At 55.2% G+C, this 14,344-nt stretch carries 15 protein-coding genes and 1 pseudogene; 11 read left to right on the forward strand and 5 right to left on the reverse strand.

The features are described from left to right. The first annotated feature begins 68 nt into the window (after positions 1 to 68). Together H6G53_RS05785 and H6G53_RS05790 are read left to right on the forward strand one after the other, a co-directional pair. On the forward strand, positions 69 to 725 hold the full coding sequence (locus H6G53_RS05785) for a DUF3386 domain-containing protein (RefSeq protein ID WP_190531429.1): 657 nt from the start codon (positions 69 to 71) through the stop codon (positions 723 to 725). Positions 726 to 1,107: 382 nt separating this feature from the next. After that, positions 1,108 to 3,369 (forward strand): glycoside hydrolase, encoded by a 2,262-nt coding sequence (locus H6G53_RS05790; protein WP_190353946.1) that lies wholly within the window; start codon positions 1,108 to 1,110, stop codon positions 3,367 to 3,369. A 417-nt stretch (positions 3,370 to 3,786) separates the two neighbouring features. On the opposite strand, the pseudogene H6G53_RS19170 reads toward H6G53_RS05790, so the two are convergent. Together H6G53_RS19170 and hisF are read right to left on the reverse strand one after the other, a co-directional pair. After that, a pseudogene (locus H6G53_RS19170) lies at positions 3,787 to 3,969 on the reverse strand (hypothetical protein); the annotation flags it as partial. 95 nt (positions 3,970 to 4,064) lie between these two features. After that, entirely contained in the window at positions 4,065 to 4,865 is an 801-nt protein-coding gene (hisF, locus tag H6G53_RS05800; protein WP_190531431.1) for an imidazole glycerol phosphate synthase subunit HisF, read from the reverse strand. A 186-nt stretch (positions 4,866 to 5,051) separates the two neighbouring features. Between hisF and H6G53_RS05805 the strand changes: the two genes are divergently transcribed. The 5 genes from H6G53_RS05805 to H6G53_RS05825 all read left to right on the forward strand — a co-directional run bounded on the left by H6G53_RS05805 (position 5,052) and on the right by H6G53_RS05825 (position 8,489). Next, complete coding sequence (locus tag H6G53_RS05805; RefSeq protein WP_099533395.1) at positions 5,052 to 5,591, forward strand: phosphate-starvation-inducible PsiE family protein; 540 nt, start codon at positions 5,052 to 5,054, stop codon at positions 5,589 to 5,591. 107 nt (positions 5,592 to 5,698) lie between these two features. Then, entirely contained in the window at positions 5,699 to 5,902 is a 204-nt protein-coding gene (locus tag H6G53_RS05810; protein ID WP_099533394.1) for a DUF2862 domain-containing protein, read from the forward strand. A 329-nt stretch (positions 5,903 to 6,231) separates the two neighbouring features. After that, positions 6,232 to 6,672, forward strand: a complete 441-nt coding sequence (locus H6G53_RS05815) for a hypothetical protein (RefSeq protein ID WP_190531433.1) — start codon at positions 6,232 to 6,234, stop codon at positions 6,670 to 6,672. A gap of 61 nt (positions 6,673 to 6,733) precedes the next feature. Further along, positions 6,734 to 7,840, forward strand: coding sequence for an ArsA family ATPase (locus tag H6G53_RS05820; protein ID WP_190531436.1), 1,107 nt, complete (start codon positions 6,734 to 6,736; stop codon positions 7,838 to 7,840). Positions 7,841 to 7,907: 67 nt separating this feature from the next. Then, a complete protein-coding gene (locus H6G53_RS05825; RefSeq protein WP_190531438.1) occupies positions 7,908 to 8,489 on the forward strand; it encodes a Uma2 family endonuclease in 582 nt (193 codons plus the stop codon). 567 nt (positions 8,490 to 9,056) lie between these two features. On the opposite strand, the gene H6G53_RS05830 is transcribed toward H6G53_RS05825, so the two are convergent. After that, complete coding sequence (locus H6G53_RS05830; RefSeq protein WP_190531441.1) at positions 9,057 to 9,266, reverse strand: hypothetical protein; 210 nt, start codon at positions 9,264 to 9,266, stop codon at positions 9,057 to 9,059. A 455-nt stretch (positions 9,267 to 9,721) separates the two neighbouring features. On the opposite strand from H6G53_RS05830, the gene chlG reads away from it, so the two are divergent. The 3 genes from chlG to H6G53_RS05845 all read left to right on the forward strand — a co-directional run bounded on the left by chlG (position 9,722) and on the right by H6G53_RS05845 (position 11,849). Then, on the forward strand, positions 9,722 to 10,723 hold the full coding sequence (chlG, locus tag H6G53_RS05835; RefSeq protein WP_190531443.1) for a chlorophyll synthase ChlG: 1,002 nt from the start codon (positions 9,722 to 9,724) through the stop codon (positions 10,721 to 10,723). Positions 10,724 to 10,871: 148 nt separating this feature from the next. Beyond that, the gene (locus tag H6G53_RS05840; RefSeq protein ID WP_099533386.1) at positions 10,872 to 11,132 is read left to right on the forward strand and encodes a chlororespiratory reduction protein 7; all 261 of its coding nucleotides are present in this window, start codon (positions 10,872 to 10,874) and stop codon (positions 11,130 to 11,132) included. Positions 11,133 to 11,207: 75 nt separating this feature from the next. Next, positions 11,208 to 11,849, forward strand: a complete 642-nt coding sequence (locus tag H6G53_RS05845) for a molybdenum cofactor guanylyltransferase (RefSeq protein ID WP_190353939.1) — start codon at positions 11,208 to 11,210, stop codon at positions 11,847 to 11,849. Between the two features lie 28 nt (positions 11,850 to 11,877). Here H6G53_RS05845 and H6G53_RS05850 read toward each other — a convergent pair whose 3' ends face one another. Beyond that, positions 11,878 to 12,477, reverse strand: coding sequence for a LexA family transcriptional regulator (locus tag H6G53_RS05850; RefSeq protein WP_099533384.1), 600 nt, complete (start codon positions 12,475 to 12,477; stop codon positions 11,878 to 11,880). A gap of 376 nt (positions 12,478 to 12,853) precedes the next feature. Between H6G53_RS05850 and H6G53_RS05855 the strand changes: the two genes are divergently transcribed. Then, the gene (locus H6G53_RS05855) at positions 12,854 to 13,468 is read left to right on the forward strand and encodes a DUF3122 domain-containing protein (protein ID WP_190531445.1); all 615 of its coding nucleotides are present in this window, start codon (positions 12,854 to 12,856) and stop codon (positions 13,466 to 13,468) included. A 272-nt stretch (positions 13,469 to 13,740) separates the two neighbouring features. Here H6G53_RS05855 and hpf read toward each other — a convergent pair whose 3' ends face one another. Continuing rightward, positions 13,741 to 14,340, reverse strand: a complete 600-nt coding sequence (gene hpf / locus H6G53_RS05860; RefSeq protein WP_099533382.1) for a ribosome hibernation-promoting factor, HPF/YfiA family — start codon at positions 14,338 to 14,340, stop codon at positions 13,741 to 13,743. Positions 14,341 to 14,344: the final 4 nt, after the last annotated feature.

Consider the following 14,344-nt stretch of genomic DNA (forward strand, 5'->3'; position numbering starts at 1 on the left):
GATTCGTGGTTGGTTTTCCCGATCGGTTCCCGATCATCACCTTCCAAACACCCTAACTCTGGATCGCTATGACCCTCGCTCAAGATCGCGCCCAAGAAACCAACGCTCGGGATTTGTTTCGGGCCGCCTACGAAAATCGCTATACCTGGGATGCTAACTTTCCGGGTTACACCGCCGATGTGGAACTGTGCCAAGGGGAAGAAAGCTATCAGGGATCCGTGGCGATCGCGGCTGATTTCAGCGTCAGCGTCACCGGCATTGATCATCCCGAAGTGTTGAAAACGTTGGAACATCAACTGCGCGATATTGTCACCCATCGTCAGCGCAGCAGCTTTGACAAAGCCCACGGCCAAAACGAATTTACCTTGGGAGCCACTGACGAAACGGGCGCGGTGGAGGTGTTGGTTTCTGGGAAATCCATGGGATCCAGCTACAAAGTGCGCGATCGGGAAATTTGCCATGTGGAGCGTCCCGTGGGCCCCATGAAATTCATCATCGATACCCAAGCAACGATGAATACTGGTGAAGGCTATTTGCCCACCTTGACCGATGCCAACTTCTATAAGCTGCCGGAAAACCAACTGGTGAAGCAGGTGCGCTATGAAGACACCCACGAACGGGTGGGCAATTACGTTTTGATGAGTTCTCAAGCCATTCGAGTCAAGGAAGGAGACCAAGAAATCGTCACAACCATGACGTTCTCCAACTTGAAATTGCAAGGATAAGCTGGATCAAACTTTCTCTTGGCTAGCCCTTGTCGATGTCTGTTGCTAGTGATTGTCTAGTTAATGACCAGTTGATTGCTAGTGAATAGTTAATTACTAGTTAATTACTGGCAATTTTCTAACTGCTTGCTAATTACTGGCTAATCACGAATTGGTCATTGGCTAATGATCGAATAGCCAGAATAACCACTGATCAATCATTTGACCAATCATTAGTTCATGGCGCGGGTGGAATCTTTCCGCCCGCGTTTTGTTGTGCATAACATTATGAACAACATCAAGCGTGAATCACATCAAGGATGAATCACAAGGGCCCTCAGCCATTGCTCCGGGAATTGACCTCGCGCCTAGAATGGGAGAAAGATTGGTTCGATCGCCCCCTATGCCTTACCCGCTGCACGTTGCCTTTGTTTGGCATCAACATCAGCCCCTCTACAAAAGCCGTGGCAACCTGGCCGAAACAGCCTTGGCAGACGTGCCCCAACAGTCGGAAGAAGCGCAATATCGACTGCCTTGGGTGCGGTTGCATGGCACCAAGGACTATCTCGATTTGATTTTGATGTTGGAACGGTTCCCCCGGTTGCGCCAAACCGTGAACTTGGTTCCTTCTTTGATGTTGCAAATTGAAGATTATGTGGCGGGCCGGGCGATCGACCCCTACTTGGCCTTGGCGCTCACCCCTGCTGAACAACTGCAACCGACACAAAAGCGCTTTGTGCTGGAGCATTTTTTTGATGGCAACCACCGCACCTTGGTGGATCCCCATCCTCGCTATTGCCAATTGTTTGAACAACGCAATGATTTGGGAATTCCTTGGTGTTTAGACCATTGGAAACCCGAGGATTTTGGGGATCTGTTGGCTTGGCATAACCTGGCTTGGATTGATCCGCTGTTTTGGGATGATCCAGAAATTGCCCGTTGGTTAGAACGGGGCAAGGATTTTTCGCTCACCGATCGCCAGGAAATTTGGGCCAAGCAACGGGAAATTTTGGCGCGAATTATTCCCAAGCACCGATCGATGCAGGAGTCGGGCCAGTTGGAAGTGACCACCACGCCCTACACCCATCCCATTTTGCCCCTGCTGGCCGACACGGACGCGGGCCGGGTGGCCATTCCCCAAATGCAACTGCCCGCGAGCCGGTTCCAGTGGGCGGAAGATATTCCCCGGCATCTGGAACGGGCCAAAACCATGTACCAAGAGCGGTTTGGCTGCTTGCCTCGGGGGCTGTGGCCTTCGGAGCAGTCCGTGAGTCCGGCAATGTTGCCCGATGTGGCGGCGGCCGGTTTCCAATGGTTAATTTCCGATGAGGCGGTGTTGGGCTGGACGATCGAGCATTTCTTCCACCGCGACGGATCGGGCAACGTTCTGGAGCCACAGTACCTTTACCAGCCCTATCGCCTAGCCACGGATCAGGGAGATTTGGCGATCGTCTTCCGTGACCACCGCCTTTCGGATCTGATTGGCTTTAGCTATGCGGGCATGGAACCCCAAAACGCTGCCCAAGACTTGATTGGCCATTTGGAAGCGATTACTCGGCAACTGAAACAACGCCAAGGGGACGATCGCACCAGCCTAGAGCAGCCTTGGTTGGTGACCATTGCCCTGGATGGGGAAAACTGCTGGGAATATTACGATCGAGACGGGCTACCGTTCTTGGATGCGCTCTATAGCCGCCTCAGCCAGCATCCTGAAATTGAGCTGGTAACCGTGGGCGATTATCTCGATCGATTCCCGCCCCGTGAAACCCTGCCGGTCGATCGCCTGCACAGTGGCTCTTGGGTGGATGGCTCCTTTTCCACCTGGATTGGCGACCCGGCCAAAAACCGCGCCTGGGATTTGCTGACGGCGGCCCGCGAAACCCTGGCTCGCCACCCGGAAGCCACCGAAACCACCAATCCGGCCGCTTGGGAAGCGCTTTATGCGGCGGAGGGTTCCGATTGGTTTTGGTGGTTTGGGTTTGGCCACTCGTCGAATCAAGATGCCATTTTCGATCGCCTGTTTCGGGAGCACCTGTGCGCCATTTACCAAGCCCTGAACGAACCCATCCCCCCGGAATTGTTGGAGCCGGTGGAAGTCCATGAAGCCACGGGCGATCGCACTCCCCAAAACTTCATTCACCCGATCATTGACGGCTGTGGCGACGATCAAGACTGGAACCAAGCGGGCCGAATTGCGGTGGGTGGCTCCCGGGGCACGATGCACCAATCCAGCCCGATCCAAACCATTTGGTACGGGGTGGATCACCATCACTTCTATGTCCGGCTAGATTTCCAAACCGGCAAACAGCCCGATGAAATTCACCTGTGCTGGTTCTATCCCGATCGCCCCGCCCACAACAGTCCCGTGCCCCTGGAGCAATTGCCCGATTTGGCCCCGGCCAACTATCATTACCGGCATCACATTGGCCTGAAGTTGCCCACCAAAACCCTCTGGTTCTCGGAAGCGGCGGAATTCAACACCTGGCGGGCCCGACCCAGCCGCGCCCGCTTCGCTGTGGATAGCTGCTTGGAGTTGGCGGTTCCTTGGGATGATTTGCCCGTGGAGCCTGATTGGGGGCTGCGCCTAGCCCTGTTTGTGGCCCATCGGGGTGAATTTAGCGAAGTGTTACCCGGCGAGGACTTAATTCAAATGGGCGTGCCCTAGGAATAGCACCTGGGGCGATTGGGGCGATCGCCTGGTCAGCGCCCCAAATCCGCAAGCAACGGGACTGAAGCTCCACCTCGGGAAGCACGAACCCCAAAAACTCGAACCCCCAAAAACTCGAAACCCAAAAAACAAAACAAAATCGGCTAGACCGGTTGTATTGCCTCAGGTCTAGCCGATTTCGTTTGTTTGACTGCAACTGAATTGCGGGTCAGTTTTGATGATCAGTCTTGGATGATCAATTTTTGATGATCAATCACTTTGGGTGCGAAAAAACAGGGAACCGGCAGAACCATCCTGCTATTGCAGAGGCTCCACCAACCGATCCCAATCGGCGAGGATGGCGGATTGGCGCATCCCGGCTAGAGGATCGCTAGCGGTGACGGGCACGTTATAGGTGGCATAGGCATTGCGATCGACCGAGAGCAAGTAGCGCAGCGAACTGTTGCCCAGGAAGTAGACCACCACCAGGGCTGCCGCTGCTGAAGCAACGAGGGTTCCGGCCAGCATCAGCGAAAACTCCTTGTTGCTGAGGGCCTGTTGCATCAGGTGCAATGACCAAGCTACTAGGGCGATCGCCAGCAGCAGAACGACAACCATGGACAGAGTGCAGATCAAGATTTATGAGTGTGTTTTTACGTATTGTAAAGGAAATCTTGACAATCTGCCAGCAATTTATCGTTTCCTAAGGTTTTCTACAGAGTTGCGATCGCCCCAGTGTGACGCACTGGCAAGCCCGCTTGCTGCAAATCGGTCTTAATCTCGTCAATGCTGAGTTGACCGTAATGTAACAAGGAAGCGAGCAGGGCGGCTTCGGCCTTGCCTTCGGTCAGGGCTTCGCGGATATGTTGGCAGTTGCCCGCGCCCCCGGAGGCAATTACCGGCACAGCCACGCGATCGGCGATCATCCGGGTCAGCTCCAGGTCATAGCCCGCCTGGGTTCCGTCTGCGTCCATGCTGGTTACTAGCAATTCTCCCGCGCCGCGCCGCACCACCTCTTCGGCCCAGGCGATCGCATCCAAACCCGTATTTTCCCGGCCGCCGCGCACATATACATCCCAGGCACTGGGCACACCATTTTCGCCGGTTCCGGGGCGGCGGCGCGCATCGATCGCCACCACAATGCATTGGTTACCAAACCGGGCACTGGCGCGATCAATCAAGTCCGGATCCCGCACCGCCGAAGAGTTGATGCTAATTTTGTCGGCTCCGGCTCGTAACAGTTTTTTAATCGTTTCTAAGTCACTGATCCCGCCGCCCACGGTCAGGGGAATGAACACCTGCTCGGCGGTTTCATAGACCACATCAAAAATAATCCCGCGATCTTCGTGGGTAGCCGTGATGTCCAAAAACACCAGCTCATCAGCCCCGGCGCGATCGTAGGCCCTGGCCAGCTCCACCGGATCGCCCGCGTCTTGCAGATTCACAAAGTTCACGCCCTTGACGACGCGACCGGCTTTGACATCGAGGCAGGGAACGATCCGTTTGGCGAGCATAGGGCGGAGGAGGGAAGGTGGACAGCCGTGAATAGCCACAGATCAAACTACGCGATCGCGATGAACCTTGGCCCCGGTGGTCTGAGCAGATGCGTCAATATAAATAATACAAATAAATCAGAGGTTGATTTATAAGATTCCCATAATCAAAATAAGAACAGCCCGCAGCAAGCTGGAGAAATCGTCATGAACCTGTCCTCAGCCCCCTCCCGTCGATTGCCCCCCGTCCAGTTGTTGACCGCCAGCGATCGGCCCACGGAAACCGGCGGGTTTCGATCGCGCTTGGTCTGGATGTTGGAACGGGTGCAAGACGCGATCGCCGTGTCCCTTTGCCTGGGGCTATTTGGCGTGATGGTGGTGCAACTGCGCGTCATTTTCATCTCCCTGCTGGAACCCCCAAACTTTCACCTGATTACGGCAGATATCCTATCGGTGCTGATTTTGGTGGAAATGTTCCGGCTGCTGATCATTTACTTGCAAGAACAGCGCGTGTCGATCGGGGTGGCCGTGGAAGTGGCGATCGTTTCCGTGCTCCGGGAGTCGATCGTGCGGGGGGTGTTAGAAGTGCCCTGGCAGCAACTCTTGGCCACGGGCGTATTTCTGTTGGTTTTGACTCTGATTCTGTTGGCCCGGGTTTGGTTGCCGCCCACCTTTGAGGGCATTGATCCCGAAAAGCGGATCATGGAGCGCTATCGCCATGTCGCCAATGGGGATCTGGTGGATTAGGCCAAAAGCCCCTAACTCGCGATCGCGCTACCCCATCGATCGCGGCGATCGGGTCAAAATGCAGTAGTCTTATTAGCTGTGGATTCAGTTTACTAGAGACGGTTCCAGTGGTGATTGAGCTAGGTCAGCGCGTCAAAGTGCGCCGGATTCGCGATCGCATGTCCACCGCGATGGTTGAAAAAATTAAACAAAATCCGGTCGGTACGGTTAAGGAATACAAAATGGTTGACGGCAGCGGCATCGGCGTTGTCGTTGAGTTTACGGGTGGTTTGGCAACTTGGTTTTTTGAAGACGAACTCGAAGCGGTCTAAGCAACGAGTGAATAAATTACGCCAGTGGGAGTTGTTCCGCTGGCGTTTTTATTTGGGACAAATGATTTGGCTAGCGCTAGTAGTGGCGTGACAGGTTTCATTCATTTAGATCTCTTGCACAAATGAAACCCCTCTGAATCACGATGGGCTGATCAACGATCATCTCGTAGGTTGGGTTGAGGCACGAAACCCAACAGCAGTAAGGCTTGCCGTGATTGAGTTGGGTTTCGCAAAGCTCAACCCAACCTACTAGCTGGAGAGCGATCGACCTCGCACCACCCCACAGGAACTTGCTAGGCTGTGGGTAGCGACCTCACCCCGATCGCCCCATGACCACCGAAACTCGCCTCAACACCCTCGAAGCCCAGCTCCAGCAACTGACGATCAACGTCACCACCCTGGCCAGCGTCACCACGCAGCAGTCCTTTGATTGGAATCAGCGGTTTAGCCACCTCGCCGAACTGACGGCCGCGAATACGCAGGCGATCGCCACCAACACACAGGCGATCGGGGAATTGCGCTTGGCGATCAACGGTCTGCAACAGGCCATGGAAGGGTTAAATAACCGAATCACCCAATTGGAGCAGGTCGTAGACGATCGCACCGATACGTTCCTGGGCTTATTTGACCAAACCTTTGCCCGCATGGATCAGATGCAAAGTGACATCACCTCCCTAAAAGCAGATGTCACGGGCCTGAAAACAGATGTCACAGGCCTAAAAACAGAAATTCAACGGGTGATCGAAATTTTGGGCGAGATGCGCCAGTAAATACACGCCGGTCGGCAATCGTTGGCACAATGGGGGGCGACAACGCTAGAGGAGTGCGATCGTGGCTTTCACGCTGACGCTGTTGGGAAAAGGGGGATCGGGGCGATCGACCCTGGCGATCGCGGCGGCGATGGCCCTGGCCAACCAAGGCAAGCGGGTGCTGCTGTTTGGGCAAGATGCCGGGCCCACCCTGGGCATGATGTTGGGAACGGGGGCGATCGGCTCGGATCCCCAGGCGATCGGCTCCAACCTTTGGGCCGTGCAACCGGCTGCCACCACCCTGCTGGAACGGGGCTGGGATGAAATTAAGCGCCTAGAGTTGGAATATTTGCGCCAACCCTTTTTCCGCAACGTCTACGGTGAAGAACTGGCCGTGTTGCCGGGGATGGATCGGGCGCTGACGTTGAACACCCTGCGGCAATACGAAGCATCGGGAAATTACGACGCGATCGTCTATGACGGCAACAGCGATCGAGCCACCCTGCTAACCATCGGCGCACCGGAGGTTTTGTCCTGGTACGTGCGCCGCTTCCAAAAGGTGGTGGCCGAGTCGGACTTTGCCAAGGCGATTTCGCCCTTTGTGCAGCCGATTTCCATGGCGGTGTTGAGCAGTGGCGGCATGTCTAGCACGCCGTGGGAAGGCCCCTTGGGTGAGTTTCAGGACTTGCTCGATCGGGGACGAAACTTGCTGGCCGATCCGCGTCGAGTGGCGGGCTGGCTGGTGGCCAATGGCGATCCGGTGTCGCAGGCCTTGGCTCAATACCTGTGGGGCAGTGCGCAACAGGCGGGCTTAACCGTGGGCGGGTTGTTTTTGAATCGATCGAGCGATCCGGGGGCGATCGGCTCGGACTTCAACCCCCTGACCGTGACGGCAATTCCCGAGCAAAGCGCCACCCCGAATTGGGATGCGCTGATCCCGCTGATGCCGGATTTTGCCGCCTTGGCCCAGCAGGCTCCCCGCCCGATCGAAATCGACTTAGCCACCCAACAGGTGAAGCTGTTCCTGCCAGGGTTCACCAAGGAGCAAATCCACCTGACCCAATCGGGGCCAGAGGTGACGATCGAAGCGGGCGAACAACGCCGCAATATCTTCTTGCCGCCGTCCCTGGCCGGGCGATCGGTCAAGGGCGCAAAATTCAGCGATCGCTACTTGATCATTTCCTTTTAAGCTCAGCCCCCACCCCTCGATCGTGCAAGACAATGGGATCGGCTGACCCTCTGGAGGCAATGTGGCCATGACGCTGCCAACCATCACCCCTGCGTTGACCCTGGCGGACTTTTTGCGGCGAACGGAGATTGACGAATCGCCCGCTTGGGAATTTCACGATCGCCTAGCCCAGCAAAAGCCCATGCCCGGAGTTCAACATAGTCGGCTGCAAATTCGGTTGGCGGTGGCGATTAACGCGATTGCTTCCGGTTGGGAAGCGTTGCCGGAGTTGCGTTGCACCTTTGGCGATCGGTCGATCGTGCCCGATTTGTCGGTGCTGAAAACCGCTGAGTTGCCGATCGACTCCCAAGGAATGGTGATTGCTGAAGGGATTGAGTTTGCCCCGGCTTGGGCGATCGAAATTTTGTCGCCGGCCCAGGGCGAAACCCGTGTGATTCGGAATCTCACGCATTGTCTAGCCCATGGCAGCCAGTTGGGATGGTTAGTGTTGCCGCGCGATCGGGTGGTGGTGGTGTTTTTGCCCGATCGCGCTCCGGTGGAGCTGGCCGGGGGCGATCGGTTGCCGGTGCTGCCGGATTTGGATCTCAATTTGACGGGCGATCGGCTCTTTGGCTGGCTGGCGGGTGCTGCGTCAACGGAGCGGGACTAACCCAAGAGAGACGGGCATTGAGTGGGTTGCTTATACTAGCGGCATCCCCTTTCCCTTACGAAACGCCCGTAGGGTGCATGGGAGAAAGCTTGGCAGGCCATAACAATCCCCATTCATCTCCCATGCACCGCCACCCGTCACGCTTGCAACGACGATTCCCGATCGGTTGGGTGGCGATCGATTTTCGGTGCATGGGAGAACAAATGCAGCGTTTCGTGACCATTGGGCCTTGCTCCCATGCACCCTACGATTTTTCTGCGATAAAGAAGCCGCCGACAAATCGATTGGCTTTTTTAAAGCCATATCCCAAATTCTTCCCAGCCTATCGAGTGCGATCAACGGCTTGCTGGGTCAAATTACGGCTCTGTTGGGCTGAAATGCCCCCGATCGCTCAGCCAACAAACAGCAGCGAAACGGACAAACCCGATCGATTCCCGTAGGGGCGCATCGCCATGCGCCCTCCGATAAGCGAAATCTACGAGAGACCCTGGCGGAGGGCGTACAGCGGTACGCCCCTACCTGTTTGTTGTTTTTGTAAGAAAACAGCATGGTGATCTCGAAGGGTGATCAGCGCATGAAAAAGATGACCCGCAAACAACGTGATAGGAACATCCAAAAGCTCTTTCCGCCAATTGCCGACATTAAGCCGATGATGCTGCCGGACACGAGCATAATTGTGAGCAAACTGCTGCCGGTTGTTGCACCGCCAACAACGCCCAAGGTAATGGCTAAAAGCGGCCCAAAGAGTGCCCCTGCTAAAAAGCGCACCAAAAACATGACCCATGGAGCGGTTGGTTTCTGCTCTGGTGGGGGAGCCGCAATACCAGCGGGAGAGGCTGTCGCTTTCGGGGGCGATCGCGTCGGTGACAGGTGCTTGGGCTGGGTCTGTGCTGCCATGCTGTCAGCAAGGGATGGCAGTTCACGGTGAGTTAACAAGGGATTAGAGGAGTCATTGGGTGATGACTCTGAAGAAGATGGTGGGGGAGGTTCGGCCATAGGGCGATCGATCTCATCCAATCCAGATTGCGTGAAGAATTACGTCCGATGACAACACCAAATCAGGCGCTCCTCCGTTCTAGCGCAATTAGTATTAATAGGAATTGGGCGCAGTTTGTGTGGCAACAATCGGCAGTCTTGCTCTTTAATTCCACGCTGACGGCGGGTTGAGTAGGAGAGCAGACGCGATACCATGGCTCCCAACGACAAGCAAGATCCAACCCATCGATCGAACCATGACCACCGAACCCAACACCGAGGCGATCGAAACGCCCACCCCCGCCGAAGACAGCGGCTCCAAGGCCCGGCAAATGCTGGGGATGAAGGGAGCCGCCAGTGGGGAAACCAATATTTGGAAAATTCGCCTGCAATTGATGAAACCGATCACCTGGATTCCCCTGATTTGGGGCGTGGTCTGCGGGGCGGCTTCCTCGGGGCACTACGAATGGACGCTGGAGAATTTTCTGAAGTCGGCGCTCTGTATGTTGATGTCGGGGCCGTTGCTGACGGGCTACACCCAAACGATCAACGACTACTACGATCGGGAAATTGACGCGATCAACGAACCCTATCGCCCGATTCCCTCCGGCGCGATTTCGATTCCGCAGGTGGTGACGCAAATTTTGGTGTTGCTGTTCGGGGGCATCGGCGTGGCCTACATCCTCGATCGCTGGGCGGGCCACGAGTTCCCAGTCATCACGGTCTTGGCGATCGGCGGTTCGATCGTCTCCTATATCTATTCCGCGCCGCCCCTGAAGCTGAAGCAAAACGGCTGGCTCGGTAACTACGCCCTCGGCGCGAGCTATATCGCCCTGCCTTGGTGGGCGGGCCAAGCGCTGTTTGGCACCCTCACGCCGACGGTGGCGGTGGTGACGCTGATTTATAGTTTGGCGGGCTTGGGCATTGCGATCGTCAATGACTTCAAGAGCGTGGAGGGCGATCGCACCTTGGGTCTGAAGTCGCTGCCCGTGATGTTCGGGATTGGCACGGCTGCTTGGATTTGTGTGGCCATGATCGACACCTTCCAAATCGGTATTGCGGGCTATTTGGTCAGCCTGCATGAGAATTTGTACGCCTCGATTTTGGGTCTGTTGATCATTCCGCAAATCGTGTTCCAGGATATGTATTTCCTACGCGATCCGCTGAAGAATGATGTGAAATATCAAGCCAGCGCCCAGCCCTTTTTGGTATTAGGAATGTTGGTGGCTGGCCTAGCCATGGGTCACGCCGGAATTTAGATCAGATCACCAATCCAATCCAGCACCAGACAAGGGGCTTAAGCTCCTTGCCCCAAGAGTTTTGGGATGATTGGTAGGGGCGCACCGCCGTGCGCCCTTTGCATTTTGGGACGGTAAAAACGGTTTTTTCGAGCAGGAGAAGCGATCGATGGCTGATGCAATGTTGTATCAAGAAAATGAATATTTTGTCGTGCTCGAAACCAATCAGCCCGAGGTGATTTTGTCCGTGGAGGAGTTGCGCGAAAAACTGACCGGCGTGGTGGAATCCTTGGGCGATCGCCTGCCGCGTGACTTGCAACGGTTGACCACCACGGAAGCGCGAGTGCGATCGCTCATTGAAGAAGCCTGCGAGCTGGACTTGGGCCCCGATCGATTCTTGCAGTGGTATGCCGTCCGCCTGGCAAAGTAAATTGGAGACTCAGGGATGGCCCGGGAGCATTGTGCTCATCACTGAGAACCATGGCCCGCAGGTGGATAAGCACTCATGATTCAGGCAGCAATCTTGGCAGGTGGTCAAAGTCGCCGAATGGGGCGCGACAAGGTGTTGCTGCCTTGGAACGGACAGCCCATGCTCCATCGGGTTTGTGAGGTGGCCATTTCGGTGACGGAACGCCGACCAATTATTTTTTCGCCCTGGCCGGAACGCTACCAAACCCATCCCGCCACGGCTGCCTTGCCGGTGGATTGGTGGCGGGAGTCGGTGGCCGATCGGGGGCCGCTGTTGGCTTTTTCAGAGTTGCTCGATCGCGCGGCCCGAGACCTAACCGACATTAACTGGGTGTGGCTGCTGGCTTGCGATTTGCCCTGTTTGGATGGGCCCGTTTGTCGTTCCTGGCTCGATCGCCGCCATGCCCTCAGTTCCAAGCAAGTGGCGCTGGTTCCACGCACCGATCGCGGTTGGGAGCCCCTGTGTGGGCTATATCGACCCGCGATCGCGCCCCAACTGCGGACTTTTATTGATCAAGGCGGGCGATCGTTTCAGGCCTGGTTAGACCAACTGGCGACGGAACAGCGAGCCATTTATCTACCGCTGACGACGCTAGAGGCGGCTACCTTGCGCAACTGCAACAGCCCTCAGGATCTGCAAGATTTTTTGCGTCACCGGGCCCCGGTCTCAGAAGACTAGGATCAGATTGCTCTGGGTTAATCAACAGTTAGCGGAATTGGTGAATAGCGCTGGCCACAATCCCCAAAATCTTAAACACCATCCCTTCGGTGATTTGCAAAGGGGCATAGATCGGATTTTCGGAATGCAGAAAAATGCGACCATCCAGCACTTGCAGCCGCTTGACCGTTACCTTGTCATCCACCAACGCCAGTACGATTTGTCCCGTCTGGGCGTTATCCGCCTCAGAGGCATCAATCACCAGCATGTCATCGGGATAGATGCCAATGCCGATCATGGAATCCCCCGTGACCCGCACCAAAAAAGACTCGCTGGGATGCCGACTGAGATAGGTGTTCAGGTCGATCGCGTCGGGTTCCGTGTCCTCTTGGGGCGCAAAGGCATGTAACCCAGCGGCCGCAGGCATTTCATAGAGGCGCAGGGGTGGCGTGGGGTGGTCTTCAATGCGTTGGAGCCGGCCATCGGCGATGGCTTCCGTTTCCAATTGATCGAGCTGCCATTGAGCCAGGAGTTCCGGCAGGCGATCGACAAAACTGATCGGCAGTCGAACCGCTTTGGTGGGTTCGCCATATTTACCTGTGCCTTTGGGACGACCCGCGCCCGGACGGCGACCGCCTCGACCGGTCATAGTGACTCCTTGGATTGAATATGCTGAATTTTGAAGATGATCGGTAAGCTAAGAAAGCAGCGGTGGGCCATGGGTTTGTTGGCGGTTTTGCTGCCCCAATCGGGTTCAGCGCCAGGGCCAAAACTTGCCCGAACATTTACCAGATAGCCAGTTAGTTTGGCGTTTGCTGGTTTGGCGTTTGCTGACTTGACGCTGCTGATTTTAGGTTGCTGAAATCTTGGCTTGGGTTTTCTGGCTTGAATTTCCTGGCGTGGATTTCTTGACCTGGATTTCTTTGCTGGGGTTGCTGAATTGCTATCAACGCATTGATTGCAGTACACGAATTTAGACTAGCACGATCGCCCGAAAGAGTTACTCCACAGAATTGAGAAGAATTATGAGAATTTGGGAAAGCATTATGAATCGCCAAAAGAGTCAAAATATCCAAACAAGCAAGGGAAGCGTTCGATCGCCCCAATTGCCCGAGTGGTGGATGGGTTGGCCTGCGTTAGGCAAGGCCTTGGGGTTGTTGTTGGCGGTTGTGCTTTGGGGTTGGGGGCTGATGCCGGAACCCGCGATGGCGAGCCTGCATCCCTATCCCCTTCCGGGCGATCGGGTCTTGTGTCGATCGTTGCAATCCCTGCGAGATCAGCGCGATCGTAGTTGGCAATTGGTGCTGTTTGGCGAAGCGGCCAACGGACAACCACCCACAACAGGATTTCGGTTGCGGGTGGTTGGGTTTCCCAGTTTGCGGGTCAATCGCGATCGATCTTTAATCGTCACCAATTCCACAGGGGCCGTTGCCCAGCTTGCGGATCAGTTCCCGATCGATTCATTAGCCCTCAACACCGGAGAATATGAATTTGATTCCGTGGCAGGTCGGTTAAACCAATTAGGTATTTTGCGATTAACCATCCCCGTCGGTGATGCTGATCAGGCAGAAATTCCCGTACCGCCTTTTGTTTTACAAGAGTGGAAAATGCTTCAAAAATCAGGATGTCCCAAGGCTTGAGGCAGTCAAAATTGTGGTGGCATAGGATACTCAACAGACCCTAATTGCAAGTCTGAATTGTCCAAGGATGGTTCAACAAATTGCTACTGAATCAATTACTCATGAAGGAGTAATCTTCAGGTGGCTAATTCAGCCTCAGCGGGTGTTTAAAAAGCTAGATCCGGTAGGCAGCTTACTCGATCTACAACAAGGAGCTTAAGCCCCTAGGGACAAGGGGCTATGGTATTTAGCAGATATTTAGCAAGTGCTTCCCGATGCTTTTCAAGCAACCTCTAAGCAGCGGAAGAGTTCTCGGCAAAGCGTTGGGCCTTGCGGGGTTGAATCACGCCGTAACCGCCATGGTTCCGTTCATAAATCACGTTGATTTCACCCGTTTCTGAGTTGCAGAACATGAAGAAATCGTGATCAACCAGCTCCAGTTGCTCCAGGGCCTCCGCGATCGTCATCGGGGCCATTTCAAAGTATTTCGTCCGCACCACATCCGCCGGCAACTCGGGTTCTCGGGGCGGAATAATGGTTCCGACCGGCATTTCGCCCAGCACTTCTGCGGTCTTCACCGGCTCGCGGCGACGTTCTTGATGTTTTTCCTTATACTTGCGAAGTTGACGGGCAATTTTGTCAGCAACCATGTCAATGCTGGCATACAGGTTCTCGCTGCTTTCTTCAGCTCGAACAACTGTGCGGTTCGCGTAAATGGTCACCTCAGCCGTTTGGTTAGAATCAATCCGGGGGTTGCGAGCTACCGACAGGTGCACATCCACTTCAAGAGTTAAGTGTTGAAAATGGCTGACGGCCTTTTCAATTTTTTGCTGAACATAGTCACGCAGTGCATCGGTAATCTCGATGTTTTTACCCTGGATGACAAGCTTCATAGAG

It is taken from the genome of Limnothrix sp. FACHB-406 (assembly GCF_014698235.1).
Lineage (GTDB): Bacteria > Cyanobacteriota > Cyanobacteriia > CACIAM-69d > CACIAM-69d > CACIAM-69d.

Bases quoted from the DNA above. Each gene is read 5' to 3' on its own strand.
- hisF (WP_190531431.1), bottom strand. From the start codon at position 4,865: ATGCTCGCCAAACGGATCGTTCCCTGCCTCGATGTCAAAGCCGGTCGC.
- H6G53_RS05830 (WP_190531441.1), bottom strand. From the start codon at position 9,266: ATGTTTTTGGTGCGCTTTTTAGCAGGGGCACTCTTTGGGCCGCTTTTA.
- H6G53_RS05855 (WP_190531445.1), top strand. From the start codon at position 12,854: ATGAGAATTTGGGAAAGCATTATGAATCGCCAAAAGAGTCAAAATATC.
- H6G53_RS05850 (WP_099533384.1), bottom strand. From the start codon at position 12,477: ATGACCGGTCGAGGCGGTCGCCGTCCGGGCGCGGGTCGTCCCAAAGGC.
- H6G53_RS05845 (WP_190353939.1), top strand. From the start codon at position 11,208: ATGATTCAGGCAGCAATCTTGGCAGGTGGTCAAAGTCGCCGAATGGGG.
- H6G53_RS05790 (WP_190353946.1), top strand. From the start codon at position 1,108: ATGCCTTACCCGCTGCACGTTGCCTTTGTTTGGCATCAACATCAGCCC.
- hpf (WP_099533382.1), bottom strand. From the start codon at position 14,340: ATGAAGCTTGTCATCCAGGGTAAAAACATCGAGATTACCGATGCACTG.
- chlG (WP_190531443.1), top strand. From the start codon at position 9,722: ATGACCACCGAACCCAACACCGAGGCGATCGAAACGCCCACCCCCGCC.
- H6G53_RS05785 (WP_190531429.1), top strand. From the start codon at position 69: ATGACCCTCGCTCAAGATCGCGCCCAAGAAACCAACGCTCGGGATTTG.
- H6G53_RS05840 (WP_099533386.1), top strand. From the start codon at position 10,872: ATGGCTGATGCAATGTTGTATCAAGAAAATGAATATTTTGTCGTGCTC.
- H6G53_RS05815 (WP_190531433.1), top strand. From the start codon at position 6,232: ATGACCACCGAAACTCGCCTCAACACCCTCGAAGCCCAGCTCCAGCAA.
- H6G53_RS05825 (WP_190531438.1), top strand. From the start codon at position 7,908: ATGACGCTGCCAACCATCACCCCTGCGTTGACCCTGGCGGACTTTTTG.
- H6G53_RS05805 (WP_099533395.1), top strand. From the start codon at position 5,052: ATGAACCTGTCCTCAGCCCCCTCCCGTCGATTGCCCCCCGTCCAGTTG.